We start from the raw sequence: 24357 nt of genomic DNA on the forward strand, positions 1-24357 counted from the left end.
CAAATTCTCTTCAATATTCACCTTTCAGCCATTGTTGGTATGCAACAACGGCCCCTCATTTGGGGGCCCGATTCATGCGCGCTGCGGCCGCAATTCTCATCATGTTGCTGCTCGCCGGCTGCGCCGGCAACGAAGCACCGGTCCAGCAGCCGTCGATGTATGCCGACATGGCGGTCCCGGGCTCGAAGCTCGACGTCCAGGCGGCTGCGATCATGATCTCGCAATACCGCCAGAACAACGGGCTCGGCACGGTCGTGGTCGACCCCGATTTGACCAGGCTCGCCGAATCCCAGTCGGGCGCGATGGCGGCGGCCAACAAGATGGACCACGACGTCCGCGCGCCGCTGGCCAAGCGTCTGGCCTCTGGCGCCTATCCTGCCACGGTGGCGGTCGAGAACATTTCGGCCGGCTATCATACGCTGGCGGAAGCGTTTTCCGGCTGGCGCGACTCGCCTCCGCACCGCGCCAACATGCTCAAGGGCGGTGTCACAAAATTAGGCATCGCGGCGAGCTATGCTCCAGGCACCAAATACAAGGTGTTCTGGACCATGATCCTGGCCTCGACGGAGCCGCGATAAGCCAGACTTGATCCCGGGATGCATTGACGCCGCGGCGGAGTGTCGCCACGGTGGCCAGCCTTTTGCTATTGTTCTCATATGACCGATCATAGCCCGGAATCCGCCAGCGTCCCCGCGAATGCGCAACGCGTTCTGGTCCTCCAGGGCGGCGGCGCGCTCGGCTCCTACCAGGCTGGCGCCTTTCAGGCGCTGTGCGGCTACGGCTTCGATCCGGAATGGGTCGCCGGCATCTCGATCGGCGCGGTCAATGCCGCCATCATCGCCGGCAACGAGGGGCGCGCCCGCGTCGAGCGGCTCAAGGAATTCTGGGAAATGGTGTCGGCCCCGGTGCCGTGGAAGCCGGTCGGCAAGAGCGACCACAGCCGCGAGCTGTTCAATTCCACCAGTGCTGCGCTGATCGCGACCTTCGGCGTGCCCGGCTTCTTCACGCCGCGCATTCCGCCGGCGCCGCTGTGGCCGCCGGGGCATCCCGAAGCGGAAAGCTATTACGACACCGCGCCGCTGAAGAAGACGCTGGAGCGTCTCGTCGATTTCGACCGCATCAACGATCTGAAGACACGCCTGTCGGTCGGCGCGGTCGGCGTCACCTCAGGCAATTTCAAATATTTCGACAATTACGAGTTCAAGAAGCTCGGCAAGAAGATCGGCCCCGAGCACATCATGGCCTCCGGCGCGCTGCCGCCGGGCTTTCCCTCCGTCGTCATCGACGGCGAGCATTATTGGGACGGCGGCATCGCCTCCAACACCCCGCTCGACTACGTGCTCGATGCCGAGGTCGCACGCGACATGCTGATCTTCCAGGTCGATTTGTTTTCCGCGCGCGGCGACCTGCCGAACTCGCTGCTGGAGGCCGCCGAGCGCGAGAAGGACATCCGCTATTCCAGCCGCACGCGGATGAACACCGACAAGAACAAGCAGCTGCACAACGCCCGCAGGGCCGTGCGCGATCTGATCGGCAAATTGCCGGACTATCTCAGGAACGATCCTTCCGTCGAATTCCTGGCGAAAGTGTCGCGCGAAAGCACCGTCACCGTGGTGCATTTGATCTATCGCAGCAAGAACTACGAATCCTCGTCCAAGGATTACGATTTCTCGCACGTCGCCATGGTCGAGCATTGGGAAGCCGGCGTACGCGACGTGCACTTGTCGATGCGCCACAAGGATTGGCTGGAGCGGCCGCAGTCCGGCGAGACCATGGTGACCTACGATCTCACGGGGGACGTCACCGCGCCCCCGGCAAAAAGGAGTGAATAGAATGGGTACTCTGTCAGGCAAGAACGCCGTCGTGACCGGATCGACCAGCGGCATCGGGCTCGCTTACGCACGCGCCTTCGCCGCCGCCGGTGCCAATGTCGTCATAAACGGTTTCGGCGCGCCGGAGGACATCGAGAAGGAGCGCGCCAAGATCGAGAACGATTTCGGCGTGAAGGCGGTCTACTCCCCCGCCGACATGACCAAGCCCGCCGAGATCGCCGGCATGATCGCGCTCGGCGAGAAGTCGTTCGGATCGGTCGACGTCCTCGTCAACAACGCCGGAATCCAGTTCGTCTCGCCGATCGAGGAATTCCCGCCGGAGAAATGGGACCAGATCATCGCAATCAATTTGTCCTCGGCGTTCCACGCCATCCGCGCCGCGGTGCCCGGCATGAAGAAGAAGGGGTGGGGCCGCATCATCAACACGGCGTCGGCGCATTCGCTGGTGGCCTCGCCCTTCAAGTCGGCCTACGTCTCGGCCAAGCACGGCATCGCCGGTCTCACCAAGACCGTGGCGCTGGAAGTCGCGACCCACAAGATCACCTGCAACTGCATCAGCCCGGGCTATGTCTGGACCCCGCTGGTCGAGAAGCAGATCCCCGACACGATGAAGGCGCGCAATCTGACCCGCGAGCAGGTCATCAACGACGTGCTGCTCGATGCGCAGCCGACCAAGGAGTTCGTCACCTCCGAGCAGGTCGCCGCGCTAGCGCTGTTCCTGTGCAGCGACGACGCCGCCCAGATCACCGGCACCAACCTCTCGATCGACGGCGGCTGGACCGCGGAGTAAGAGGCGAGGCCGTAGGGTGGGCAAAGGCGCGTCAGCGCCGTGCCCACCATTTTTCCGCGGTTGAGAAAGAGCGGTGGGCACGCTTCGCTTTGCCCACCCTACGAATTGCTATCGCTATTTCCCGAACGCCAGCACGTGCAGCCCCAGCCGCTGCCGCACGATCCAGAACAGCAGCACGGTCTCGAAGCTCAGTGAGATCGAGGTCGCAGCCGCCGCGCCGTGGCCGCCGTAGCGCGGCACCAGCGCGATGCAGAGCACGACATTCATCACGAAGGCCAGCGCGTAGGCCAGCGCGCAGATCTTCTGCTGGCCGAGCATGTTGAGCAGCCGCTCCACCGGGCCGATGGCGGCGCGGACCACGAGGCCGATCGCGGCCACGAACATGATGTCGTAGCCGATCATGAATTGCGGTCCGAACAGCCACAGCAACGGCTTGCCGAGCGCGAGCAGCACGATGGTCGCGGCCAGCGACGGCCAGAACGTCCAGTTGATGGCGTGCGCGACGTAAGCCGACAGGCGCGCCTTGTCGCCGCTGGCATTGTATTCGGCGAAGCGATGCGCCGTCGTCGCCGACATCGCGTAGTGGATGAATGAGACCAACGCCAGCGTCTTCACCACGGCGAAATAGACGCCGACCTCGTCGGAGGGACGAAATTGCTGCAACACCAGCACGTCGGTGTAGGACAATAGCAGGTAGAAGCTCTCGACCAGCAGGATCGGCAGCGAGACGGCGAGCCAGCCCTTGACGTCATAGACCTTCGGTCCCGGTGTGACGTGATCGGCGAGCTTGCGGTTCAGCACCACCATCTGCCCGGCCATCGCGATCCACACCGCGCCCAGGCTCGCCACCATCGCGGCGACCGCGCCAAGGTGATAGCCGAGCAGGAAGGCGAGCGCGGTGATGCCGATGATCAGCGCCTGGCGGATGATGAATTGCGGCATCAGGCCGAGCTGCATCCAGTCGTGCGAGCGCGCGATGCCGTCCTGTGTGTTGGCGACGACGAAGGCGGGCAGCGTCATGCAGCCGATATAGAGCGGCAGCACCTCGGCCGGATCGATCCAGGGCGACAGCAATTTGACGATGCCGGCAAGGCCGAGCGAGACCAGGGTGGACACGGCAAAGGTCAGCCAGCGGCTGCCGGAGAGAAACCCGCGCAGCAGCGCTTGCGCGCCGCTGCCGCGGTACTCCGGAATGATTTTTTGCGCCGAGGCCGAGATGCCGAAATCCATCATGCTGCCGAGCAGCAGCACCCAGGTCCAGACATAGACGTAGATGCCGTAATCGGACGTTCCCATCCAGCGCGCGAGCAGCACCTGCGAGACATAAGCGAGGCCGGCGCTGATGACGCGGATGACGAAGATGGTGCCGGCGAGCCGCCGCGTCAGCGACGCCTCGCTCGATCCGCCCGCGAGCTTGGCGCGCAGCCGCGCAATCAGGCCGGCCGGTCCGGTCGTTGCGGGTGGTGCATCCATCACGGCCAATTCGAAGAATCCCCAGGGCGACCTGCAGCGGCAGGTGAGGGACTAGCAACCATTCGTTAAGATTCGGTTGGGCGGGGTGCCGTAACCCCAAACGCGGTGTCGTCCCGGACAAGCGCGCCTCAAGCGCGCGCCGATCCGGGACCCATAACCCCAGGGAGAAGTTGTTGCGTGAGCTGGCAACTCCGAGTCTTCGCCAACCCACTCCCTGTGGTTATGGGTCCCGGGCTCGCGCTTCGCGCGCCCCGGGACGACAGCTGAACGTGGAACGCCAGCAGAGCAACTCACTCGCGTTGACCTGGCCTCACTCCAAATTCGTATTGAACTCGTACGCCTTCTCCGGCCCGACCAGCGTGAACTTCAGCGCGGCGCCCTCGGGCTTGGCGCCCGGCGGCAATCCGTCGAGCTCGAACGAGAAGCGCATCACCCCCGGCGGGCCGTGCTGCACCGGCGCCGGAATCGGCAGCGCCCAATCGGGTGTCGGGCCTTCCACGAACAGATTGACCTTGCGGCCGTCCGGCGTCACCACGTCGACCACCACGTTCTTGGGCCCGTCACGCTTGACGTCGCGAATGGTGAGCGGGTTGGGGTCGCCGATATTGGCGGGCTTCGGCACGGTGTCGAGCGCGGCGCGCAAGTTCGCATCCTCGGTCGAGGCGACGCTGTTGAAGCCGAGCTCGGCGCTGGCCTCCACGGGAATGCAGAGCTTCTCGCACACCGCGTAGTTGATCTCGGCGCGCAAGGTCACCGGCTTGTCCGCGGCCTTGGCGACGATGCGCAGGGGCAGCACGACCTGGTCGCGATAGCCGATCGAATGACCGCCCGCGCCGTCGTCGAATTTCAGCGGTGCCGGCCACATCACCGTCACCGCTTCGACATTATCGGACTTCGAGAAGTCGAACCGGGGTGGAACGCCGGAATCGCCGGGCGACCGCCAGTAGGTCTTCCAGCCGGGCTGGAGCTGGAAGGCAATACCGCCGAGCAAAACCGCGCCGCTGCGCGATCCCGCCAGCAGCCGCACCGCGGAATGTCCGTCGCGCTGCCAAGGCGAGGCGTCATCGGCACGGGCGGCGATGGCCAGCGCCGACGCGAGCAGGGTTGTTGCGACGCCAATCGCCGCACGCAGGGGAACTCTCGTAAGCATAGCACGTCTTTACAGGGTGGCCCCGGGCCAAACCATTGAATTGCGTGTGATGGATGCACTTGAATCAAGTCGCCGCAAGCCTTGATTTGACAGCCGCCCGGCCTGACATCAGGATAGGAATTGAAACCGGAGTGCTTGAGCGATGGCTCCCACAGGCAAGAGGACGGGCGAAAGCACCCGCAGCTCGGGCGCCGCGTTGCCCAGTTCCGGCTATCTCGACGGCCGGCTCCTGATCGCAATGCCCGTGATGGGCGATTCCCGCTTCGAGCGCTCGGTGATCTATCTCTGCGCCCATTCGGCGGAAGGTGCGATGGGCATCATCGTGAACCATCCCGCCGGCAGCATCGATTTCCCCGAGCTCTTGCAGCAGCTCGGCATCATCAAGAAGGGCGAGCACATCAAGCTGCCGGAGAACGCCGAAAGCATGAAGGTGCTGCGCGGCGGCCCGGTCGACACCGGGCGTGGCTTCGTGCTGCATTCCAGCGACTTCTACATCGAGAACGCGACGCTGCGGATCGATGACGGCGTCTGCCTGACTGCGACGGTCGACATTCTGCGCGCGATCGCCAACGGCTCCGGCCCCAAGCACGCCATCCTCGCGCTCGGCTATGCCGGCTGGGCGCCGGGCCAGCTCGAGACGGAGATCCAGAGCAACGGCTGGCTGCATTGCGACGCGGATGCGGATCTGATCTTCGGCGACGACGTCGACGACAAGTACAACCGCGCCTTGCAGAAGATCGGCATCGATCCCGGCATGCTCTCGAACGAGGCCGGGCACGCGTAGCTGGCGCTGAGTGTAGCTGGCCTCCCACCACGTCATTGCGAGGAGCGAAGCGACGAAGCAATCCAGAAACCCGACGCGGAGGGATTCTGGATTGCTTCGCTTCGCTCGCAATGACGGAGTGTGTTGAAACGCCCGCGCCCTGTCGTCTGCAACTCTGTCGTTGCTGCCTTCACCACGACGACAGCGCCTTACTCCGCCGCCTGCTGCTGCACCGTCGGCTCCGTCCCCGCCACCGTCGCGCGGCGCATGTCGCGGGGCTGGGACTGGTCGTAGCGGCGGACCCGGTGCATGGTCTGGCGGTTGTCCCACATCACGAGGTCATGCAGCTTCCATTTGTGCACGTAGACGAACTCAGGCTGCGTGGCGTGCTCGTTCAGATCGCGCAGCAACAGCCGCCCCTCGGGCACGCTCATGCCGACGATCTTGCCGGCATGCGATGACAGATACAGCGACTTGCGGCGATGCACGGGATGCGTGCGCACCAGCCGCTGCAGCACCGGCTTGAACATCTCCTTCTCTTCGTCGGTGTATTCGGTGAAGCCGAGCGATCCCCGCGAATACATCAGCGAATGCTCGCAGACGAGGTCCTCGATCTCCGCCTTGGTCTCGTCGTCGAGCGCGTCATAGGCCGCGCGCATGTCGGCGAATTCGGTGTTGCCGCCCTTCGGGTTCACCACGCGCGCCGACAGCAGCGAGAACTTTGCGGGAATGGGGCGGAACGAGCTGTCCGAGTGCCACAGGCAATTGCCGAGGTTGAACAGATTGGCGCGGCTGTCCTTCGGCAGCGGCTTGCCGTCCTTGCCGAGGTTGGAGACGTCGTTCAGGCCCGAGGTGAGGCGGTGTTCATCCGCCTTGGTGATGTTGCCGCCGCGCGCTTCCTCGCGCTGGCCGAAGTTCAGCGCGAACGCCATCTGCTGCTCGTCGGTGATGTCCTGATCGTGGAAGACGAGCACGGCGTACTTGTCCATGGGGGCCTCGATCTCGCGCGCCTGATCCGGCGTGAGCGGCTTGCGCAGATCGAGGCCGGATACCTCGCCGACGAAATGTTTCTGAAGCTGCCGGATGGCGATGGTCATGGCGTTCCTCCCGCATTGACGAGCGGTTTTCCCGCTCTGTTTGTGGAAAAAATGACTCCCGCATCCGGCGATGTCAACGCGCCGCGCGCATGGCTCTCACGCGTTCCGCGCCATCAGCCCGCCGTCGACCGGGATCACCGCGCCGGTGAGGAAGGACGCCGCGGGCAGGCACAGGCTCAGCGTCATATGCGCGACCTCTTCAGGGTCGCCGTAACGGCCGAGTGCGGTGCGGCGCTTGGCGTAGATGGTCTTGTGCTCCTCCGGGATGCGGTCGGTGATTGCCGTGCGGATCGGTCCGGGACAGATGCAGTTGACGGTGATGCCCTCGCGGCCGAGCTCCACGGCAAGCGAGCGGGTGAGGCTCACAACGCCACCCTTCGCGGCCGAATACGGACTGTGCAAGGCGGTAGCGCCGAGCGCCTCGGTCGAGGCGATGTTGACGATGCGCGGGCTCTTCGATTGGCGCAAGTGGGGCAGCGCCGCGCGGATGATGCGCGGATGCGCCGTCAGCATCACGGCGATGCCCTTCGCCCAGGCGTCCTCGTAGGCCTCATCGTCGATCGCGACACGCACCGAGATTCCGGCATTGTTGACGACGATGTCGAGACCGCCGAAATGCGCGGCGACATCGCTGACCACACGCTGGATCTCGCCGCCGTCGGCGACATCGAGCTTCCATGCCCTTGCCGCGCCACCGCTCGCCGCAATCTCCTTGGCGACGTCCTGCGCGCCATGCTCGTCGAAATCCGTGACGGCGACATTCGCACCTTCGCTAGCGAATATGCGCGCGGTGGCGCGCCCCATGCCGCTGGCCGCGCCGGTGACGAGCACGGTGAGGCCCTTCACGGACCGGCTGAGCTCCCTGAAGTCGGACATGCTGCTTCCTCGCGCCGAGCTGGTTCTTGTTATGATTGACAAGGCTGGCATCGATCCGCAGACAGGTCAAACAAGCAGAAAACACCAGGGGAGGCCGCAAATGGCGAACGAGCTCGATTTCTCAGGCAAGCAGGTGCTGGTGGTCGGCGGTTCCAGCGGCATCGGCAACGGCATTGCGCAGACCTTTCGCGGGAAGGGCGCAGCAGTTGCGGTTTGCGGCACGCGTGCTCACGCAACGGAATATTCAGCCGAGGAAGGCTCCGATCTCGAAGGTCTTACTTACGCGCAGCTCGACGTCAGCAATCCCAATGCCATCGAAGCATTCAAGCCATCGTTCGAACGTCTCGACATCCTGGTGCTCGCGCAGGGCGCGGTGATCTACCGCCGCGGCGAATTCGAGATGGCGGGTTTCCGCAAGGTCGTCGAGGTCAATCTGATGAGTCTGATGGCCTGCGCGACGCGCTTTCATTCCATGTTGCGGGATGCGAAGGGCGCCCTGATCATCGTGTCCTCGACTGCGGCCTATCATTCCACCATGGGCAATCCCGCCTACAATGCCTCGAAGACCGGTGCGGTCGGATTGACGCGCACGCTGGGCGAGGCCTGGGCCGAGGACGGCATCCGCGTCAACGGCATCGCGCCAGGGCTCGTCGATACCAAGATGACGAAGGTGACGACCGACAATCCGAAGCGGCTGGAAGGCGCACTCGCACGCATCCCGCTGCGGCGATTGGGCACGCCGGCCGACATGGCGGGCGCGGCGCTGTTCCTGGCCTCGCCGCTGTCGTCCTACATCATCGGCCAGACGCTGGTCGTCGATGGCGGCCTGATTCTGTAGGCCAAGATTCTGTAGGCCAAGCCAAGGAACCGCGCTGCGTCTGATCGGTTACTTCGGCTGACCACCGAGGAGGATCATCATGGACACGGATCGGATTGTTGGATCGGCAAAGGAATACGCCGGGCGCGCGGAAGGCGCGATCGGCGACATGGCAGGCGATGCCAAGACGCAGGCGTCGGGCAAGGCGCGGGAAGCCGCGGGCACGGTGCAGAATCTCTACGGCCAGGCCAAGGATGCCGTGCGCGACGCCACGGACACGGCCGCGGGTTATGCCAAGGACGCCTATGAGAACAGTGGCGAGACTTTCCGCGACGGCTCGAAGGCCATCGCGCAGAAGGTGCAGGACAACCCGCTCGGCGCGCTGCTGGTGGCCGGCGGTATCGGCTTCGCGCTGGCGCTTCTGATGTCGCGTCCCGCCCGTCGCCCGCCGTCACGCTGGCGCTATTACGGCTGATTGTCGTGCGTCATTCCGGGGCGCGCCTCTTGGCGCGAGCCCGGAATCCATTCATCAACATTGCCGGTGGCACGATGGATTCCGGGTTCGCGCCATGCGCGCCCCGGAATGACATCTGAAATCGTCAGAGACGAATTACCGGAACATCTCGGCCGAGCGGCCAACGTTGCCCGGCGGACGCGGGACCCCAGGATTGGGATTCGGATTGCGCGGTCCGGGTGCCGGCGCCAGCTGGCGCGGGGCCGGCGGGGGCTGCGGCGAGCCGAAGCCGAAGAAATCCCTGAACGAGGGCGTTGCCTGGGCCGGCTGCTGTGGCGGGAGCGGCGGCTTCTTCGGCGCGAGCTTTGGCGGCGCGATCGCGGCGGCCGCGCCCGGTGCGCCCTGAGCCGCCCCGCCGTCCGGCGTCGTTGCCGCCATCGGCGTATCGCCCTTGGCCTGCTCGCGGCCGACTTCCCGGCGCGGCCAGGCATAATCGTCGGCACGGCCGGCGGGAGCTGCCAGCGGCTCACCCTTCACCATGGTCTTTGCCGCGAGCGCATCGACGGCGGCGGGACGCGTGCCTGGTCCGCCCAGCAATTGATCGGTCGAGATCGAGGCTGCAACGAGCGGCACGATTGGCCCGGCCAGCGGCCGCGGCGCGGGCTTGCCCGGCTCGGCGCTGGTGTCGGGGGTCGCAGGCTCGCTCGGCAGCGCGATCGGGCCGGAGCGTCCTGCAAGCAGGCGCGTGATCTCGCGCTCGACATAATGTGCGAGTTTTCGCGCGCCAGGCTTGGTGAAGTAGACGCCGTCGGAGCTGCGCAGCTGGCGGATCTGGCCTTCGAAGTCCGGGCCCTTCTGCAGGAAGCGGCCGGCCTCGTCGACGAAGCCGTCCCACACGTCGACATAGGTGATGCCGGCCTTGGCCGCGCCCTCACGATACAGCGAATCCAGGAACAGCGTGTCCGCGGTGCCCTTCGGTCCGCGAACTGCGGGCAGGCCGACCCAGAGCACGGGCACGCCCTTGGCCTTGAGCACACCCGCGAGCTCCTCGATCTTCTTGCTGTAGAGCTCGACCCAGCGTTCGTCGCGGAATTCATAGAGGCCGTTCGGGTTGCGCGCAGTCTTTTCCGGCGCGGCCGCCGGCGTGTCGGCGTTGTCGGCGTCGTCCTGCGGCAGGTCGGCATCGGCAGGCTTGTCGTCCGGCTTGGCGGCGGTGTCGGGCTTGGCGTCGCCCGGCTTTGCTTGTGGCTTGGCGCGCGCACCCTTGTCGTTCTTCTTGTCCTTGTCTTTTTCCGCGGCTGCCTTGTCGGATTTGTCGGCGGCCGGCTCGCGGATCGCGACGCGGTCGTTGAGGCCGAGCATGACGACGATCACGTCGGGCTTCTCGGTCTCGAGAATGCCCTTGGCCGCCGCGGCCCAGTCCGCGGGCTCGCCCTTGGGCTGGTACTTGATCAGGCCGGACGTGGTCTTGTGCTTGCGGATCACTCCCATGTCGGGCTGCTCGGCGTAGGCGTCTTCGAGGCCATAGGCGAGCCAGTCGGCCATGGCATCACCGATCACCAGCACGTTCTTCTCAGGAATGGTGTCGCGCTTGGCCGGTGCCGGCGCGCGCGAAAAATCCTGGCGCGGCGCTTGCTGCGGCTGCTGCTGGAATGGTGCGAAGAAGTCGCCGCCGAACCAGCCGCCACCTCCGCCGCCCCGGGGTGGCGGTGGTGGGGCCGAACGCTGCGGCGGCCCGCCGAAGCCGGGGAAGTTGAAGAACTGTGCCGAAGCCGGTGCCGCCACCGACACCAGGATCGCAAGCGCCGTCCCCAGCGCGATCAACGGGCCGGTCTCGGTCAGCGCCTTGAACAGGGACTTCTTCGACATGCGATCTCGGGCGCGCGCAATGGAGGATCGGAGTTAGCTTCATATAATAACGGAATCAGGCGCCAAACGGGCAAATTCCATCGCAGATTCTTGTCCATAGACCGGGGAACACCAGTCCCGGTCAAGGTTTTCAGGCAAAATCCGCCTTCAAGGTTACTTCAGGCGCGATTTTACCGCCCGCGCAGCCGGTCCAGCACGTCGGACGAGGCAAAACCGTCGGCGGGGGCCCCGATCGAGGCCTGGAAGTTGCGCAAGGCCTCCCTGGTCATGCCGCCGAACTGGCCGTCCGGGGTACCCTTGTAGAAGCCGCGCTGAGCCAGCAGTTGCTGCATCTCCAGCCGCTCGGTCCGCGACAGCTCGCGCTCCTGCCGCGGCCAGGGCTGCACGAAGGGCTGTCCCCCGCGCAAGCGGTCGGCGAAATGGCCGATCGCCAGCGCATAGGCCTCGGCCGGATTGTACTTCATGATGACGCGGTAATTCTGCAGCATCAGAAAGCCCGGTCCCTGCGCGCCGGCCGGCGCCAGCAGGTAAGCTTTCTCCGCCGGCTGCGGGAAGGGTTGGTTGTTCGGACGCTTGAGCCCGAGCTTCTCCCATTGCGCGATCGGCATCGCCTTGGCGCGGTCGGCCAGCATGTAGTTGAAGCCTTGCGGCACCACGACCTCAAAGCCCCAGGTCTGGCCGGGCTGCCAGCCATCCTTCTTCAGATTGTTGGCGGTCGACGCAATCAGGTCCGTTGGATTGTCGACGACGTCGCGCCGTCCGTCGCCGTCTCCGTCCACCGCGAAGCGCTTGAACGCGGTCGGCATGAACTGGGTCGGGCCGAACGCGCCGGCCCAGGAGCCGCGCAGCTGCTCCGGACGCAGATCGCCGCGGTTGAGGATCTCCAGCGCGGAGAGGAATTCGTCCTTGAAATAGGCCTGGCGGCGGCCGATGCAGGCGAGCGTCGCGGTCGATTGCAGCACGCTGCGGTCGCCCATCTGCGTCGAGTAATTGGACTCGATGCCCCAGATCGAGGCGATGATGGTGCGGTCGACACCGGTGGCCTTCTCAGTCGCGTCGAACTGCGCCTTGTATTTGGCGAGGACCTCGCGGCCCTTGGCGAGGCGGTTGTCGTTCACCAGGATGTCGAGATAGTCCCAGATCGACTTGGTGAATTCCGGCTGCGAGTCCATGAGGTCCATGATGCGCAGGTCGGGCGAGAGTCCGGCGGTGAAGCGCTGAAAGTTCTCCTGCGTGACGCCGCGCCGTGCAGCATCGGGCCACATCGCAGCGACGCAATTGTTGAAGTTGCCGGCAGCCTCGCGGATCGCGGCGGCCGTCATCAAGGGATGGCCGGAGGCGCCGTCCTCGCCGCTCCAGGGCAATGCTCCCGTCGGCGCGCCGCTCGGGCCAGGTGTGGGTTGCGCCGGTGCCGGGTTCGATCCCGAGAAGATGCCGCCGAACAGGTTCGACAGGCCGTTCTGTGCCTGCGCTTGCGCGCCGGCCGGCAGCAGCAAAGCGGCCGCAACGACTGCGCCGCCAGCCCGTCTCGCCAGTCCTGCCATTGATTGCATCATATCCCACCCGTCGGCCTGAAAACCCGCCACAGGAGGCCTGGTTAGCGTTGCCAATAGCTTAACAAAGGTGAAATTTTGGTGACGGCCTTTTTCTTAACTCTGTCTGGGCGAGGCCCCACATCCGCCTTTGTTGGCGGCTGCAAACAGGCTAGCAAGAATGCCATTGCTCCCGTCCCATGTGCCCCAAGGTATTCGATCGATCCCATGAAGATTCGCAAAGCTGTATTCCCCGTCGCCGGCCTCGGCACCCGCGTTCTGCCTGCCACCAAGGCAATGCCGAAGGAAATGCTGACCATCGTCGACAAGCCCCTGATCCAGTACGTCTATGACGAGGCGAAGGAAGCCGGCATCGAGCACTTCGTCTTCGTCACCGGCCGCAACAAGGCTGTCATCGAGGATCATTTCGACCGGATGTTCGAGCTCGACGCGACGCTGGCCGCACGCGGCAAAAAAGCCGAGCAGGACATCCTGGCGCAGAACCAGCCGGAAGCCGGCGCGGTCAGCTTCACCCGGCAGCAGGCGCCGCTCGGCCTCGGCCACGCGGTCTGGTGCGCGCGCGACATCGTCGGCAACGAGCCGTTCGCCGTGGTGCTGCCGGACGAGCTCGTGCTCAATACGCCGGGCTGCCTGAAGCAGATGATCGAGATGGCGTCCTCGCTCGGCGAAAAATCCAATCTGGTCGCGGTCGAGGCGGTGCCCGATCATCTGACCCACCAATACGGCATCTGCGGCGTCGGCAAGCGCAACGGCAAAATGTTCGAGGTCGACGGCATGGTCGAGAAGCCGGCCAAGGGCACGGCGCCCTCCAACCTCTCGATCACCGGTCGCTACATCCTGCAGCCGGAGATCTTCAAGATCCTGGAGACCCAGGAGCGCGGCGCCGGCGGCGAGATCCAGCTCACCGACGCCATGATCGGGCTTGCCAAGACGCAGAAATTCTACGGCGTCGAGTTCGAGGGCGAGCGCCATGATTGCGGCTCCAAGCCCGGCTTCCTGCGCGCCAACATCGCCTACGGCTTGAAGCGCCCGGAATTGCGCGACGGCCTGATCGCCGAGATGAAGAAATATTTGGGGCAGTAGTTCCCGGCGTCATTGCGAGGAGCGAAGCGACGAAGCAATCCAGTGATGTATCCGCGGAGAGATACTGGATTGCTTCGCTTCGCTCGCAATGACTGCGAGAGAACAGCGCCTCACGCCACCAGCGACAGCTGCGGCAGGCTCGCCACCACCGACTGGTTGCGCCCGCCGGCCTTGGCGGCGTAGAGCGCCTTGTCGGCGGCGGCAACCAGCAGCGCCCAGTCCATGCCGGCGGCGGGGACGAGGCTGGCGATGCCGCAGGACACCGTCGACATCGCCTGATCGTCGGACCAGCCCTGCACCTTGAGGCGGATCGTCTCCGCCACCTTGAAGGCATCGGCGGCCGAGGTGTTCGGCAGCAGCACGGCGAATTCCTCGCCGCCATAGCGCGCCGCGCAGTCGCCGGCGCGGCTCACCGAATCGGAAATGCAGATGGCGATGCCGACCAGCACCTGGTCGCCGGCCTGATGGCCGAAGGTGTCGTTGTAGGCCTTGAAATGATCGGCATCGATCATGAGCAGCGCGATCGGCGCCTTCTGGCGCATGGCGCGCCGCCATTCGACGTCGATGACGGAATCGAACTTGCGGCGGTTCTTCAGGCCCGTGAGCGCGTCCGTCGTCGCCAACTCCTCGAGCTTGCGCTCGGCCTCGGCGCGCCGGCCGATTTCGCGCGCGAGCACGAGCGTCGATCCCAGCACGAACAGTGCGAGCGCCAGCACCACGGCGCCGATGCGGATCGCCTCCTTCTGCCAGAGCGCGAACACCGCGGCCAAAGGCTTGCCGGCGACCACGAACAGCGGACCATTGTTCTTGCTGCGGACATAGAGTCGCGGCGTCGGATCGACCGGGCCCTGTCCCGAATAGGAGGCGCCGACCCTGAGATTGTCGGCCTTCCAGTTCTGGCGGTCGTTCAGGTTCGTGCCGATGACGTCGAGATCGAATGGCCGCCGCATGATGATGGTGCGGTCGCGCTTGAGCACGGTGATGGTGTCGTCGGGGTCGAGGTTGAGCCGATCGAACAATTCGTGGAAATAGCTGAAGCGGATCGAGCCGGCGACGACGCCCATGAAGCCGCCGTCCGCGTCGCTGATGCGCCGGCTCAGCACGATCGAGTAGGCGCCGCGAAACAGCATGGGACGGCTGATGAACAGCTCCGCGCCGGGATTGTCCCGGTGAACCCTGAAATAGTCTTCCTCGCTGCGGTCCTCCGGCAGCGGATCGAGCGTGGAGGCGTCGATGGTCAGCCGGCCCTCGGCGTCGAACACCTGGATGGCGCCGAAATGCCTGGCGGTGGTTGCGTGGTCGAACAGGATCAGGTGACGAATCGGCTTCGAGACCGTCGCCAGCTCGGGCAGCAGCATGTTGCTGGCGACCGCCTTCAGCGACAAATCGTAGATCTCGACGTTGCGGCTGACGTCGGACTCGATCGTGGTCGCAAGGTTTTCCAGCGTCTGGCGGGCGAGCGCCTCCTCGCCGCGGCGCATGTCGAGCATGACGTTGACGCAAATGGCGGAAAAGCCGATCACCGTCACCACGGACGAGATGATCAGCAGCTTCGCCGAAATCCGCCACGGCCGGCGGGCCGCAACGTCGCGCCATCCAGAGAACATTGTTCGCTCCTGTCCATAGTGGATGCGCCCGAAAGCTTGCGTAGTGTTTAAGCCGCGACGGCGCTGCTGCAATGAGTTAAGAATCGGTTTATGCGGCTGACGGTTTTGAGCAGACCTGATCTTCGGCCCCGGACGAGAGGACGAGTGTGAACGACTACGATGCGTTGCGCGATTATCTGCTGCGGCAGAAGCAGGAGGAGCTCGTGCTGAGCTTCGAGCAGATCGAGGAGATCATCGGCGCGGCGCTGCCGCGCGCGGCCCAGCGTGCCTCATGGTGGGACAGCCTGCGCAGCCCCGACATCCAGATGCCGCAACGCGAAGCCTGCCTCGCCGCCGGCTTCGTGGCAACGCGCATGCCGGACGGCCAGAGCGTAAGGTTCAGGAAGCAGAAGAACGAGCGGCGGCGATAGTATCGTAGGGCACGCCGTCCACCCTCCACTGGAGGGGGAGGGTCGGCTCGCGATCGAGCGAAGCGAGATTGCGAGCCGGGGTGGGGTGACAGTCTCTCGACTGATGCGGTGCCCGAGTGGAGAGATCACCCCACCCCGCTCGCGCTGCGCGCGATCGACCCTCTCCCTCCAGGGGAGGGTAAGAGAGCAATCAGCTCGCCGCTTCCAGCCGCACTTCCGTAAGCAGCCGCATCGCCGCGTCCGCGTCCATCGGCTCGCCGAAGGCAAAGCCTTGCGCGTATTCGCAGCCCATCTGGTAGAGCTCGACGGCGTCCGAATCCGTCTCGGCGCCTTCGGCGACGACGTCCATGCCGAGATCGTGCGCGAGCGCGATGATCGACTTCAGGATCACGGGGCGGGTGCCGCGGCTGGTGGTGCGCACGAAGGACTGGTCGATCTTGATGGTGTCGAACGGGAAGCGCTGCAGATAGGCCAGCGAGGAATGGCCGGTGCCGAAATCGTCGAGCGACAGCCCGGTGCCGAGCTCGCGGATCCGGGTCAGCATCTGGGCTGCGTGCTCCGGATTCTCCATCACCAGCGATTCCGTCAGCTCGAGCTTGAGCGTGCCGCGCGCCACCGAGGAGCGCGACAGCACGGTGCGGATGTCGTGGATCAAATCGTGGCGCAGCAGCTGCCGTGACGAGACGTTGACGGAGGCGAAGATCGGCTCGCGCGAGCGCATCGCGCGTTGCCACACCGAAAGCTGCTTGGCGGTCTGGTCGAGCACGAACATGCCGAGGTCGACGATCAGGCCGGTCTCTTCCGCAATCGAGATGAACTCCGAGGGCGCCATGCGTCCGAGCTTCGGATGATCCCAGCGCGCCAGCGCCTCGAAGCCGGCGACGGATCGATCCTCCAGCCGCACGATCGGCTGGTACAGGATCGTGATCTCCTGGCGCTCGATGGCGCGGCGCAATTCGCTCTCCAGCGTCAGGCGGTCGGTCTTCCGCGCGCGCATCGCCGGCTTGTAGACGTCGATGCGGTCGCCGCCGATGCGCTTGGAATGATACATCGCCAGCTCGGCATCCTTGATGATCTCGTCCGTGAGCTGGGTTTGCGGATCGGACAGCGCGAGGCCGATCGACGCGGTGAGGAAGATCTCGCGGTCGTTGAAGGCGATCGGCGCGCGGATGGTTTTGCGGATCGTCTCGGCAAAAGCGGTGATGCGCGCCGGGTCCTGCTCCGAGAGCAAGATCAGGCCGAACTGATCGCCGGCCATCCGGGCCAGCGTGTCCTGCGGCTTCAGGATGCGGGTGAGGCGGCGCGCCAAAGTGAGCAGGATGGAATCGCCGACCGCAATCCCGACGGAATCGTTGACCTGCTTGAAGCGGTCGAGGTCGATCACCATCAGCGTCGGCCGCAGCGTCGGCATGGTCTTGGCGAAATGCGCGACCGCACCGAGCCGGTCCATGAACAGCTTGCGGTTGGGCAGGCCGGTGAGATTGTCATGCACGGAATCGTGCAGCAGGCGTTCCTCGGCATTGCGCAGCTCGGTGACGTCGGTGAGCGTGCCGACCACGCGCGAGACCTCGCCGTCCGAGCCGACCACCGGGCGCGCTTTCAGCGCGAACCACATGAAGTGGCCGTCCGGGGTGCGCAGGCGGAAATCCTGCACCAGACGGCCACGGCGCTGGTCGAGCACGCTGTCGAGCGCGGCGCGGAAACGGTCCTGGTCGAGCGGGTGCAGCACCTCGAGCCAGGAGGCGGCGGGCCCTTCCAGCGTGCCCCGCTTCAGTCCCAGCAGGGCTTCGGTCTCGGGGCTCGTAAACACCTTGTCGGCCGAGACGTCCCAGTCCCAGATCAGGTCGCCGGAGCCGGCCAGCGCCAGGGCGCGCCGCTCGATGTCGGAGACGACGCCGGTGCTGGCACCGCCGCCGGCAAAGGCGTGCTGCATCACCGTGAAGCCGATCAGCATCACGATCAGCACGAGGCCGCCGAGCAGGGCAGGGCCGACGATGTCGTTGGTGACGGAGCCCGCGACCGTCATGCCGGCCGCCACCACCCAGACCACCAGGAGGAACCAGGTCGGGATCAAGAGCACGGCGCGGTCGAAGCCGTGGGTGGAGAGATAGACGATCAGCGCGAAGCCGGCGAAGGCGATCAGCACCAGCGAGATGCGCGCAATGCCGGAGGCCACTGCCGGATCGAACAGGGCGAGCGCCACCAGCGAGCCGAGGAACGCAAGCCAGCCCACCGTGATGTGCGAATAGCGCACGTGCCAGCGGCTGAGATTGAGATAGGCGAACAGGAACACCAAGAGCGTCGCCGCCAGGATCGCCTCACCCGCCGCGCGCCAGATGCGCTCGGCGTTGTTCGACATGTCGAGCACCTTGCCCCAGAAGCCGAAATCGACGCCGATATAGACCAGCACCGCCCAGGCCAGCGCTGCCGCGGCCGGGAACATGATGCTGCCCTTCACCACGAACAGGATGGTCAGCACCAGGGCGAGCAAGCCGGAGATGCCGATCACGATGCCCTGGTACAGCGTGAACGAGTTGACCTTGTCCTTGTAGGCTTCCGGCTCCCACAGATAGAGCTGCGGCAGCTTGTCGGTGCGCAGCTCCGCGACGAAGGTGACGACGGCGCCGGGGTCGAGCGTGATGCGGAACACGTCCGCGGTGGCGCTTTCCTGCCGTTCCGGCCGGTCGCCGATCGAGGGCGTGATGGTCGCGATGCGCGACAGGCCGAGGTCGGGCCACAGCAATCCCGAAGAGACGATGCGGTAATGCGGGGCGACGATCAGGCGGTCGAGCTGGTCGTCGGTGTTGTTGGCGAGCGCGAACACCACCCAGTTCTGGCCGCCCTCGCGGGCGCGCACCTCGATGCGGCGGACGATGCCGTCGGTGCCGGGCGCGGTGGAAACCTGGATGCGATCGGCATCGCTGCGCTGATGCTCGAGCACGCTGGTGAGGTCGATCGCGGGCGCGTCGCCACGGACGCTGACGGCGTCGAGCGCGCGCGCGGGATACGCGGCGACGAGAATCATGAGGCCCAGCGCGATGGGCGCGAGGCACCTGATCAGACGCAAGGTCAGTTCTCCGCGTTCGACGCAAACTCGTCAGTGCAAGGCGAATCTAGAAGGCGATTTCAGACCGAACCGATGTGGTTCGGTGCGTCGCGATAGATGCCACGAAAGCGAGGAAAATCAAAGGGTTTCCGGCTTGCCCTGTCGGCCGGCGGCCTAGGCCTCCAACACAATTTTGCCAATATGTGCGCTCGTTTCCATGCGCCGGTGGGCGTCTGCGGCCTTTTCCAGCGGGAAAGTGCTGTCCATCACCGGCTTGATGCGGCCTTCGCGCAAAAGCGGCATCACTTTCTGCTCGATCGCGGCCACCATCGCGGCCTTGTCCGCATTACTACGGGGGCGCAAGGTCGAGCCGGTATGGGTCAGGCGCTTGACCATGACCTTGGCGATGTTGACGCTGACCTTGGGGCCGTTGAGGGTCGCGATCTGGACGATGCGCCCGTCGACCGCGGCGGCATCATAGTTGCGGTCGACATAGTCACCGGCGACCATGTCGAGGATCAGGTTGACGCCGACGTTGTTGGTCTCCGCCTTGATCACGGCGACGAAGTCTTCGCTCTTGTAGTTGATGGCGCGGTCGGCACCCAGCTTGAGGCAGGCATCGATCTTGTCCTGCGATCCCACGGTGACGAACACTTTTGCACCGAAGGCTTTCGCAAGCTGGATCGCCATGGTGCCGATGCCGGAGGAGCCGCCATGGATCAGCAGCGTCTCGCCGGCCTTGAGGCCGCCGCGCTCGAACACGTTGTGCCAGACCGTCATCAGGGTTTCCGGCAGAGCGCCGGCTTCCTTGATCGACAGCGCCGGCGGCACGCTCATCGCCTGGGCATCCTGCGCGATGCAGTACTGCGCATAGCCGCCGCCGGCGACGAGCGACATCACCTTGTCGCCGACCTTGTGCCGCTTGGCATTGCTGCCGACCGCGACGACTTCGCCCGCGATCTCGAGGCCGGGCAGGTCGCTGGCGCCGGGCGGCGGCGGATAGGCGCCGGAGCGCTGCGCCACGTCGGGCCGGTTGACGCCGGCTGCCATCACCTTGACCAGGATCTCGTCGGGACCGGGCTGCGGAACGCTGCGTTGCTCCGGCACCAGCACTTCCGGCCCGCCGGGCTTGGAGATGGCGACCACGGTCATTTGCGCGGGCAGCTTGTCCATGATGTGTCCTTGAGCAAAGGTGCGGGAGGAAACGAGGCCCTTGCTTAGCCAGCGCGGTGCAGGCTGGCAACCGCCTTAGGCCATGTGGTCCGGTCCGCGGACGAGAGGAGGAACGACGATGCCGATGGAAGACGACGACCGCCCGCGCAAGAAGATCAGCCATGAGATTGGACAGGACCTCTCACTCTTGTCAGTGGAGGAACTGACCGAGCGTGTCGCGCTGCTCAAGACCGAGATCGCAAGACTGGAGGAAGCCGCCACCAAGAAGCGCGCCTCGCGCGATGCGGCGAACAGCATTTTCAAGTCGTAGTGGTCACCACAGAACCGACTGTCGTCCCGGACGCGTGGGCCGAACTTTCTCCGCCTCGTCATTCCGGGGCGGCGCGTCAGCGCCGAGCCCGGAATCCATAGCCACAGGCCGTTGATACGGGCACGCTGATCGTGGCCGGCTACTCCATCCGCCTGTGGTTATGGATTCTCAGATGCGCAATTGCGCATCGTAGCTCGCGACGTCGTCGCGCCCCGGAATGACGGCTGAGGATTGTTCCGCACTTCATTCGGCCACTGGCCGACATGGCTAACGAAATCCCAAAAAATTAGCTCGTTTACTTCGGATTAAGCTTTCGGGTTTATGACTGGAACTGTCCTCGTTTGGACACCGAGTGGCTCCTGTCCACTCTGTTTGACGCCTCCCTGTTATCAACTTTCAAAGCCGCCGGTCTCCGGCGGCTCTTTTTTTGCTTCCGCTCCCGCTATCTAGCATCCCCGTCCGGTTGCATTCCGAAGGATTGACCCGCGGAAACCATATCCGCGCTTGTCACTGGACTCCGCGTCCCGCCCGCGCAATGATTTGTTCATCATAAGCCGGCCCAAAGCCGGGCAGTCAAACAGTTGCGTAAGAGGCGTTAACCATGGAACGTTTGCAGGCCGAAGGCGCTCTCGTTCAGCTCAGCGAGCGATTCACCAATTCTGCGGCGTTCGGCAGCCTGTTCCGGGAGGGCATGGACCTCGTCGAGGAGACCGCCGCCTATCTCGACGGCGCTGGCCGCGTCGAGGCCAAGGCCCTCGACCGCGCCGTCAGCCTCACCTATGCGACCGAGAGCATGCGCCTCACCACGCGCCTGATGCAGCTCGCCTCCTGGCTGCTGCTGCACCGCGCGGTGAAGGAAGGCGAGATGACGCTGAGCCAGGCCAACCGTGAGAAGACCAAGGTCAAGCTCACCGCCGCCGATCCCGGCCCGGCCGACACCATCGAGAAGTTGCCCGCACAGCTTCAGGACCTGATCCATCGCTCGATGAGCCTGCAGACCCGTGTCCGCCGCCTCGACAGCACGATCCATACCCCGCCGGCCGAGCAGGCCGCGATCGGCAATCCGTTGGTGCCGCATCTCAACGCGCTGAAGGCCGCGTTCGAGCGGTAGGTCTCACCGGTGCCGTAGGGTGGGCAAAGGCGCAAAGCGCCGTGCCCACCATCTCTCTCTCTCTCTCTCTCTCTCTCTCTTTTGGGATCACAATAGAGGTCGTGGGCACGCTTCGCTTTGCCCACCCTGCGAGTCCTCAGCCTTGGCCGACGACCGGCCCCAAAACAAAAACGCCCCCGGTCTCCCGGGGGCGTTTTCATGTCCAGCCTTGCGGCCGGCTCAATCCTTCTTGAGGAAGCCCGAAAACTTCTTCTGGAAGCGCGAGACGCGGCCGCCGCGGTCCATGATCTGGGCGGAGCCGCCGGTCCAGGCCGGGTGCGACTTCGGGTCGATGTCGAGGTTCAGCGTGTCGCCTTCCTTGCCCCAGGTGGAGCGGGTCAGGTACTCGGTTCCGTCGGTCATGACGACCTTAATCGTATGATAATTCGGATGAATTTCGGCTTTCATGGCAATTCCTCGGCGCTCCGGCGCCTTCTTGGGTGGCTCGCGAATGACGGATTTGGGCGGCTCTATACCTCACGAAACCCGGCAAAACAAGCCATGCTGCCGCGGTGAACCGGGGGTTTGCCCTAAGGGACTTCCCGGATTTGCCACTACTGATGCACCGGCCTATTGGGAGCAAACGAATGCAATGGGTCGGATCTCATGAGCGCAGTGGAACGGCTTGATGACCAATATGTCGATCAGCCCGCAATGAACGCCGCGGACACCCCCTCGATCGAGGCCGAGCTGATCGAAGCGCCGGCCAAGGGCCGCGCCAAGCTGCGGCCGCTGCTGGCGCTCGCGCCCTATGTGATCCGCTATCGCGGCCGCGCGGCGCTGGCCTTCGTCGCGCTCACGATCGCCGCGCTGACGACGCTGCTGGTGCCGGTCGCGGTGCGCAGGATGATCGATTTCGGCCTGACGCCCGAGGGCATCGAGCTGATCAACAGCTACTTCTCGGTCATGCTCGCGGTCGTTGCCGTGCTCGCGATCGCCAGTGCCGCGCGCTACTACCTCGTGATGACGATCGGCGAACGCATCGTCGCCGACCTCCGGCGCGACGTCTTCGCCCATCTGCTGTCGCTCTCCCCCGCCTTCTTCGATTCCGCGCGCAGCGGCGAACTGATCTCGCGCCTCACCGCCGACACCACCCAGCTGAAATCGGCCGTCGGTGCCTCCGTCTCGATCGCGCTGCGCAACCTTATGATGTTCCTGGGCGCGACGGCGATGATGGTGATCACGAGCCCGAAGCTCTCCGGCTTCGTGCTGCTCGCCATTCCCCTGATCGTGCTGCCGCTGGTGGCGTTCGGCCGCTGGGTGCGGCGCCTGTCGCGCAACGCGCAGGACACGCTCGCCGATGCCTCCGCCTATGCGGGCGAATTGGTCGGCGCGATCCGCACCGTGCAGGCCTATACCAGCGAGCAATTTGCCGAGAAGCGTTTCGGCGGCGAGGTCGAGCAGGCCTATGAAGCCGCGCGCACCTCGACCCAGGCCCGCGCCGTGCTGACGGCGATCATCATCTTCATCGTGTTCGCAAGCGTGGTCGCCATCCTCTGGATCGGCTCGCATGACGTGCTCACCGGCGCGATCACGCCGGGCCGGCTCGGCCAGTTCGTGCTGTATGCGGTGTTTGCCGCAGCCGGCCTCGGCCAGCTCAGCGAGGTCTGGGGCGAGGTCTCGGCCGCATCGGGCGCAGCCGAGCGCCTGTTCGAGATCCTCCACGTCCAGCCCGAGATCGCCGCGCCTGCGGCGCCGCTTGCGCTGCCGGTGCCGGCGCGCGGCGAGGTCGGCTTCGATCGGGTCAGCTTCGCCTATCCGGCACGGTCCGACGTCAAGGTGCTCGACGCGGTGTCGTTCACCGTGCGCCCCGGCGAGAAGGTCGCGATCGTCGGTCCCTCCGGCGCCGGCAAGAGCACCATCTTTCATCTGCTGCTGCGCTTCTACGATCCGCGCAGCGGGTCGATCTCGCTCGACGGCGTGCCGGTCAAGTCCGCCGACCCCGGGGATTTCCGCGCGCGCATCGCACTGGTGCCGCAGGAATCGGTGGTGTTCGCCGCGAGCGCCCGCGAGAACATCCGCTTCGGCCGGCCCGATGCGACCGATGCCGAGGTCGAGCGCGCCGCCGAGCTCGCCCATGCCGCCGAATTCATCCGCCGCCTGCCCGAAGGTTTCGAGACGGCGCTCGGCGAGCGCGGCGTGACGCTCTCCGGTGGTCAGCGCCAGCGCATCGCGATCGCGCGCGCCATCCTGCGCGACGCGCCGCTGTTGCTGCTGGACGAAGCCACCTCCGCGCTCGACGCCGAAAGCGAGACGCTGGTGCAGACCGCGCTGGAAGAGCTGATGCGCCACCGCACCACGCTGGTGATCGCCCATCGCCTCGCCACGGTGCTCTCCTGCGACCGCATCCTGGTGATGGACCAGGGCCGGATCGTCGAGCAGGGCACGCATGCCGAGCTCGTGGCCGCGAACGGGCTCTATGCCCGGCTGGCGAGGCTGCAGTTCGAGGGGGCGTGAGGCGCCTCAACGCAGCCGCACTTGCGACAGTGAGAGTATTGCAAGCGCGTTCTACAATCTCGTCATTGCGAGCGCAGCGAAGCAATCCAGACTGTTTCCGCGGAAAGACTCTGGATTGCTTCGTCGCAAGAGCTCCTCGCAATGACGTGTGGAGGGAGCTTCGCACCTTACCGGCACTTCGGCGACAGCGCCGGCACGTTCGGCCAGGGCCAGTTCTTCCAGCTGCCGTCTGCTTCGACGCAGGCTGATCCCTCAGGGCTGTTCGTCTGCGCAGGGGCGCTCGATGTCGCAAAGCGCTGGTCGACATAGGTCGTCGACACATAGCCGGCGACGATGACGCCCAGCATCACCGAGGACCCCTTGGCCAGCTCGCTCAGCTTCATCGATCGTCTCCATCGGCCATGCCTTGAGACAACGAATAACCGGCGCCTTGGGATCCCCGATGTG

Annotated in this window: 22 protein-coding genes; 11 read left to right on the forward strand and 11 right to left on the reverse strand. The window is 65.3% G+C overall.

The genetic code is table 11. The features are described from left to right. Positions 1–74: 74 nt before the first annotated feature. The 3 genes from AB7M16_RS26520 to AB7M16_RS26530 all read left to right on the forward strand — a co-directional run bounded on the left by AB7M16_RS26520 (position 75) and on the right by AB7M16_RS26530 (position 2622). Entirely contained in the window at positions 75–578 is a 504-nt protein-coding gene (locus AB7M16_RS26520) for a CAP domain-containing protein (protein WP_212254186.1), read from the forward strand. Positions 579–656: 78 nt separating this feature from the next. Further along, on the forward strand, positions 657–1832 hold the full coding sequence (locus AB7M16_RS26525; RefSeq protein WP_453945513.1) for a DUF3734 domain-containing protein: 1176 nt from the start codon (positions 657–659) through the stop codon (positions 1830–1832). A 1-nt stretch (position 1833) separates the two neighbouring features. After that, on the forward strand, positions 1834–2622 hold the full coding sequence (locus AB7M16_RS26530) for a 3-hydroxybutyrate dehydrogenase (protein ID WP_453945514.1): 789 nt from the start codon (positions 1834–1836) through the stop codon (positions 2620–2622). A 114-nt stretch (positions 2623–2736) separates the two neighbouring features. Here AB7M16_RS26530 and AB7M16_RS26535 read toward each other — a convergent pair whose 3' ends face one another. Next, on the reverse strand, positions 2737–4095 hold the full coding sequence (locus tag AB7M16_RS26535; RefSeq protein WP_453945515.1) for a flippase: 1359 nt from the start codon (positions 4093–4095) through the stop codon (positions 2737–2739). A gap of 310 nt (positions 4096–4405) precedes the next feature. Then, complete coding sequence (locus AB7M16_RS26540; protein WP_453945516.1) at positions 4406–5245, reverse strand: protein-disulfide reductase DsbD domain-containing protein; 840 nt, start codon at positions 5243–5245, stop codon at positions 4406–4408. A gap of 142 nt (positions 5246–5387) precedes the next feature. Between AB7M16_RS26540 and AB7M16_RS26545 the strand changes: the two genes are divergently transcribed. Further along, positions 5388–6029, forward strand: a complete 642-nt coding sequence (locus tag AB7M16_RS26545) for a YqgE/AlgH family protein (protein WP_172784868.1) — start codon at positions 5388–5390, stop codon at positions 6027–6029. Positions 6030–6217: 188 nt separating this feature from the next. Here AB7M16_RS26545 and AB7M16_RS26550 read toward each other — a convergent pair whose 3' ends face one another. Next, on the reverse strand, positions 6218–7105 hold the full coding sequence (locus AB7M16_RS26550; RefSeq protein WP_453945517.1) for a TauD/TfdA dioxygenase family protein: 888 nt from the start codon (positions 7103–7105) through the stop codon (positions 6218–6220). Between the two features lie 96 nt (positions 7106–7201). Beyond that, positions 7202–7981 (reverse strand): SDR family NAD(P)-dependent oxidoreductase, encoded by a 780-nt coding sequence (locus AB7M16_RS26555; RefSeq protein ID WP_453945518.1) that lies wholly within the window; start codon positions 7979–7981, stop codon positions 7202–7204. A 100-nt stretch (positions 7982–8081) separates the two neighbouring features. Here AB7M16_RS26555 and AB7M16_RS26560 point away from each other — a divergent pair, with 100 nt between their 5' ends. Together AB7M16_RS26560 and AB7M16_RS26565 are read left to right on the forward strand one after the other, a co-directional pair. Continuing rightward, positions 8082–8819: an SDR family NAD(P)-dependent oxidoreductase gene (locus tag AB7M16_RS26560; protein ID WP_453945519.1), complete on the forward strand. Its 738-nt coding sequence runs from the start codon at positions 8082–8084 to the stop codon at positions 8817–8819. A gap of 79 nt (positions 8820–8898) precedes the next feature. After that, positions 8899–9273, forward strand: coding sequence for a CsbD family protein (locus AB7M16_RS26565; RefSeq protein ID WP_035998251.1), 375 nt, complete (start codon positions 8899–8901; stop codon positions 9271–9273). 135 nt (positions 9274–9408) lie between these two features. Here AB7M16_RS26565 and AB7M16_RS26570 read toward each other — a convergent pair whose 3' ends face one another. Continuing rightward, a complete protein-coding gene (locus AB7M16_RS26570) occupies positions 9409–11121 on the reverse strand; it encodes an SGNH/GDSL hydrolase family protein (protein WP_453945520.1) in 1713 nt (570 codons plus the stop codon). A 170-nt stretch (positions 11122–11291) separates the two neighbouring features. Then, the gene (locus AB7M16_RS26575) at positions 11292–12674 is read right to left on the reverse strand and encodes a lytic murein transglycosylase (RefSeq protein WP_453945521.1); all 1383 of its coding nucleotides are present in this window, start codon (positions 12672–12674) and stop codon (positions 11292–11294) included. Between the two features lie 207 nt (positions 12675–12881). On the opposite strand from AB7M16_RS26575, the gene AB7M16_RS26580 reads away from it, so the two are divergent. Then, the gene (locus AB7M16_RS26580; RefSeq protein WP_172784861.1) at positions 12882–13757 is read left to right on the forward strand and encodes a UTP--glucose-1-phosphate uridylyltransferase; all 876 of its coding nucleotides are present in this window, start codon (positions 12882–12884) and stop codon (positions 13755–13757) included. Between the two features lie 110 nt (positions 13758–13867). Here the strand turns inward: AB7M16_RS26580 and AB7M16_RS26585 are convergent, their stop codons facing one another. Continuing rightward, on the reverse strand, positions 13868–15364 hold the full coding sequence (locus tag AB7M16_RS26585; RefSeq protein WP_172784860.1) for a sensor domain-containing diguanylate cyclase: 1497 nt from the start codon (positions 15362–15364) through the stop codon (positions 13868–13870). Between the two features lie 146 nt (positions 15365–15510). On the opposite strand from AB7M16_RS26585, the gene AB7M16_RS26590 reads away from it, so the two are divergent. After that, the gene (locus tag AB7M16_RS26590; RefSeq protein ID WP_212254195.1) at positions 15511–15774 is read left to right on the forward strand and encodes a DUF7662 domain-containing protein; all 264 of its coding nucleotides are present in this window, start codon (positions 15511–15513) and stop codon (positions 15772–15774) included. Positions 15775–15964: 190 nt separating this feature from the next. On the opposite strand, the gene AB7M16_RS26595 is transcribed toward AB7M16_RS26590, so the two are convergent. Continuing rightward, a complete protein-coding gene (locus AB7M16_RS26595; RefSeq protein WP_453945522.1) occupies positions 15965–18841 on the reverse strand; it encodes an EAL domain-containing protein in 2877 nt (958 codons plus the stop codon). A gap of 153 nt (positions 18842–18994) precedes the next feature. Beyond that, complete coding sequence (locus AB7M16_RS26600) at positions 18995–19993, reverse strand: NAD(P)H-quinone oxidoreductase (protein WP_212254197.1); 999 nt, start codon at positions 19991–19993, stop codon at positions 18995–18997. Positions 19994–20111: 118 nt separating this feature from the next. Here AB7M16_RS26600 and AB7M16_RS26605 point away from each other — a divergent pair, with 118 nt between their 5' ends. Both AB7M16_RS26605 and rcdA read left to right on the forward strand, forming a co-directional pair. After that, positions 20112–20303, forward strand: a complete 192-nt coding sequence (locus tag AB7M16_RS26605; protein ID WP_172784857.1) for a DUF1192 domain-containing protein — start codon at positions 20112–20114, stop codon at positions 20301–20303. A 601-nt stretch (positions 20304–20904) separates the two neighbouring features. Next, positions 20905–21414, forward strand: a complete 510-nt coding sequence (gene rcdA / locus AB7M16_RS26610; protein ID WP_172784856.1) for a protease adaptor protein RcdA — start codon at positions 20905–20907, stop codon at positions 21412–21414. Between the two features lie 219 nt (positions 21415–21633). On the opposite strand, the gene rpmE is transcribed toward rcdA, so the two are convergent. Beyond that, the gene (gene rpmE / locus AB7M16_RS26615) at positions 21634–21861 is read right to left on the reverse strand and encodes a 50S ribosomal protein L31 (RefSeq protein WP_027573780.1); all 228 of its coding nucleotides are present in this window, start codon (positions 21859–21861) and stop codon (positions 21634–21636) included. Positions 21862–22059: 198 nt separating this feature from the next. Between rpmE and AB7M16_RS26620 the strand changes: the two genes are divergently transcribed. Then, positions 22060–23910: an ABC transporter ATP-binding protein/permease gene (locus AB7M16_RS26620; RefSeq protein WP_453945523.1), complete on the forward strand. Its 1851-nt coding sequence runs from the start codon at positions 22060–22062 to the stop codon at positions 23908–23910. A gap of 167 nt (positions 23911–24077) precedes the next feature. Here the strand turns inward: AB7M16_RS26620 and AB7M16_RS26625 are convergent, their stop codons facing one another. Next, positions 24078–24293, reverse strand: coding sequence for a hypothetical protein (locus tag AB7M16_RS26625; RefSeq protein ID WP_172784854.1), 216 nt, complete (start codon positions 24291–24293; stop codon positions 24078–24080). Between the last annotated feature and the right edge of the window lie 64 nt (positions 24294–24357).

Source organism: Bradyrhizobium sp. USDA 372 (assembly GCF_053629095.1).

Coding starts and splice junctions, on each gene's coding strand:
- AB7M16_RS26520 (WP_212254186.1), top strand. CDS start 75: ATGCGCGCTGCGGCCGCAATTCTCATCATGTTGCTGCTCGCCGGCTGC.
- AB7M16_RS26525 (WP_453945513.1), top strand. CDS start 657: ATGACCGATCATAGCCCGGAATCCGCCAGCGTCCCCGCGAATGCGCAA.
- AB7M16_RS26530 (WP_453945514.1), top strand. CDS start 1,834: ATGGGTACTCTGTCAGGCAAGAACGCCGTCGTGACCGGATCGACCAGC.
- AB7M16_RS26535 (WP_453945515.1), bottom strand. CDS start 4,095: ATGGATGCACCACCCGCAACGACCGGACCGGCCGGCCTGATTGCGCGG.
- AB7M16_RS26540 (WP_453945516.1), bottom strand. CDS start 5,245: ATGCTTACGAGAGTTCCCCTGCGTGCGGCGATTGGCGTCGCAACAACC.
- AB7M16_RS26545 (WP_172784868.1), top strand. CDS start 5,388: ATGGCTCCCACAGGCAAGAGGACGGGCGAAAGCACCCGCAGCTCGGGC.
- AB7M16_RS26550 (WP_453945517.1), bottom strand. CDS start 7,105: ATGACCATCGCCATCCGGCAGCTTCAGAAACATTTCGTCGGCGAGGTA.
- AB7M16_RS26555 (WP_453945518.1), bottom strand. CDS start 7,981: ATGTCCGACTTCAGGGAGCTCAGCCGGTCCGTGAAGGGCCTCACCGTG.
- AB7M16_RS26560 (WP_453945519.1), top strand. CDS start 8,082: ATGGCGAACGAGCTCGATTTCTCAGGCAAGCAGGTGCTGGTGGTCGGC.
- AB7M16_RS26565 (WP_035998251.1), top strand. CDS start 8,899: ATGGACACGGATCGGATTGTTGGATCGGCAAAGGAATACGCCGGGCGC.
- AB7M16_RS26570 (WP_453945520.1), bottom strand. CDS start 11,121: ATGTCGAAGAAGTCCCTGTTCAAGGCGCTGACCGAGACCGGCCCGTTG.
- AB7M16_RS26575 (WP_453945521.1), bottom strand. CDS start 12,674: ATGCAATCAATGGCAGGACTGGCGAGACGGGCTGGCGGCGCAGTCGTT.
- AB7M16_RS26580 (WP_172784861.1), top strand. CDS start 12,882: ATGAAGATTCGCAAAGCTGTATTCCCCGTCGCCGGCCTCGGCACCCGC.
- AB7M16_RS26585 (WP_172784860.1), bottom strand. CDS start 15,364: ATGTTCTCTGGATGGCGCGACGTTGCGGCCCGCCGGCCGTGGCGGATT.
- AB7M16_RS26600 (WP_212254197.1), bottom strand. CDS start 19,993: ATGGACAAGCTGCCCGCGCAAATGACCGTGGTCGCCATCTCCAAGCCC.
- AB7M16_RS26605 (WP_172784857.1), top strand. CDS start 20,112: ATGCCGATGGAAGACGACGACCGCCCGCGCAAGAAGATCAGCCATGAG.
- rcdA (WP_172784856.1), top strand. CDS start 20,905: ATGGAACGTTTGCAGGCCGAAGGCGCTCTCGTTCAGCTCAGCGAGCGA.
- rpmE (WP_027573780.1), bottom strand. CDS start 21,861: ATGAAAGCCGAAATTCATCCGAATTATCATACGATTAAGGTCGTCATG.
- AB7M16_RS26620 (WP_453945523.1), top strand. CDS start 22,060: ATGAGCGCAGTGGAACGGCTTGATGACCAATATGTCGATCAGCCCGCA.
- AB7M16_RS26625 (WP_172784854.1), bottom strand. CDS start 24,293: ATGAAGCTGAGCGAGCTGGCCAAGGGGTCCTCGGTGATGCTGGGCGTC.